The 1,706-nt window shown below is 39.3% G+C and carries 1 protein-coding gene; it reads left to right on the top strand.

Annotated elements, in window-relative coordinates:
* The first annotated feature begins 134 nt into the window (after nucleotides 1-134).
* Nucleotides 135-1,604 (top strand): IS1182 family transposase, encoded by a 1,470-nt coding sequence (locus AC4J95_RS20985; RefSeq protein WP_494551536.1) that lies wholly within the window; start codon nucleotides 135-137, stop codon nucleotides 1,602-1,604.
* The last annotated feature ends 102 nt before the right edge of the window (nucleotides 1,605-1,706 follow it).

Below are 1,706 nucleotides of genomic sequence, written 5' to 3'. Positions count from 1 at the left end.
GGAGCCACTGATAAAGTTCAATAACAAAGCAGTCGGAAGAAAATGTGGATACATTTTCTTCCGACTTTTTTCTTTTAGGCAGTGTTTAACGCCCTCGATATAGCTATAATTAAAAGTATCTAGGAGGCGATCCCATGCTTAAACAAACGTATCAAACTACACTTAGTCCCTATAGCGATCTTTATGATCTACTTATACCTGCCGATCATATTTTACGTCGGTTCAATGAGTTAGTTGACTTTTCTTTTGTCTATGAAGAACTAGAAAGCAAGTATTGTTTAAACGATGGTCGCAATGCCTATGATCCGATTAAATTATTCAAATATTTGATGTTAAAAGCGATGTTTCCTGCGTCTGATGTTGATCTCGTTGCTCGCAGTAAAACAGATATGGCCTACAAATATTTTCTCGGCTTGGCTCCAGAAGACGAAGTGATTGATCCCAGTCTACTGACGAAATTCAGACGGCAACGCTTGAACGATTCAAATTTATTAGATCTCTTATTGAACAAAACCGTTCAACTCGCGATCGAAAAAGATATACTCAAAAGCAAAGGAATCATAGTTGATGCCACACATACCGCTTCTAGATTTAATAAAAAATCCGCGGTAGAGCTTTTGCGCTCTTATTCAAAAAAAGCGCGCAAAGCGATTTATACAGTAAAACCTGAAGCGAAACAGTCTATGCCAGAAAGAAATCAAAAAAATGACTACCAAGCAGAAAAAACTTATGTAAAGACGCTCTTAAAAACAATCGAAGAACATCCCGAATGGGCCGTCACACCCGCAGTCACGGAGTCGATCAATCAATTAAAAGAAACCGTTGAAGATTGCCAAGAATACGAAGTTTATTCTCACGATACGTCCGCAAAGGTTGGACATAAAACCGCAGAAACGGAATTTTTCGGCTATAAAACCCACCTAGCCATCACTGAAGAACGAATCATCGCAGCCGCAAGCGTGACCGGTGGAGATGTTGGAGACGGTCCTTATTTGAAAGAATTGGTAGAAAAATCTCGTGCGAACGGGATTGACGTGAAGGAAATTATCGGTGATACGGCGTATTCAGGAAAAGCAAATTTGCTTTTTACAGCAGAAGAGAAAATCAAGCTTTATTCAAAATTGAATCCAATAATATCAAACGGTACACGTGACCCCGAAGACGAATGGGAATATAATAAGGACGCCGGAATGTACGTCTGTCCCAAGGGGCAATTAGCGATTCGAAAAGCAGTTCAAGGGAAAAAGAATCAAGCGAAAAATCAACGATTGACTTTCTATTTTGATATAAAAAAATGTCAAGCTTGTCCTCTGAAAGAGGGCTGTTATAAAGAAGGGGCAAAAAGTAAAACGTACAGTGTAACGATTCAATCCAAAGCACATAGCGAGCAACAGGCGTTTCAAGAAACCGAGGTGTTCCAAAAACGTTACCGTATGCGCTATATGATTGAAGGAAAAAACAGTGAAATCAAAAACAGACATGGCTACAATGTTTCTTGGTCCAAAGATATTGAGGGCATGATGCTTCAAGGAGCTAGTACGCTCTTCGTCACGAATTTAAAACGAATCGTGAAGCTAATCGATGAAAAAAAAGAAGAAGAATAGCTCCAAAAGCCCGACGATCAACTGAAAAGACTGATCGTCGGGCTTTTTTAGGTTTATTCATCTAAGTTTTTGTAGAATTTAGGGTACTTTATCAGTGGCTCC

It is taken from the genome of Enterococcus sp. GPZ-007, from assembly GCF_059374735.1.
This window is presented reverse-complemented; position numbering and strand designations above follow the sequence as displayed.

Bases quoted from the DNA above. Each gene is read 5' to 3' on its own strand.
- AC4J95_RS20985 (WP_494551536.1), top strand. From the start codon at position 135: ATGCTTAAACAAACGTATCAAACTACACTTAGTCCCTATAGCGATCTT.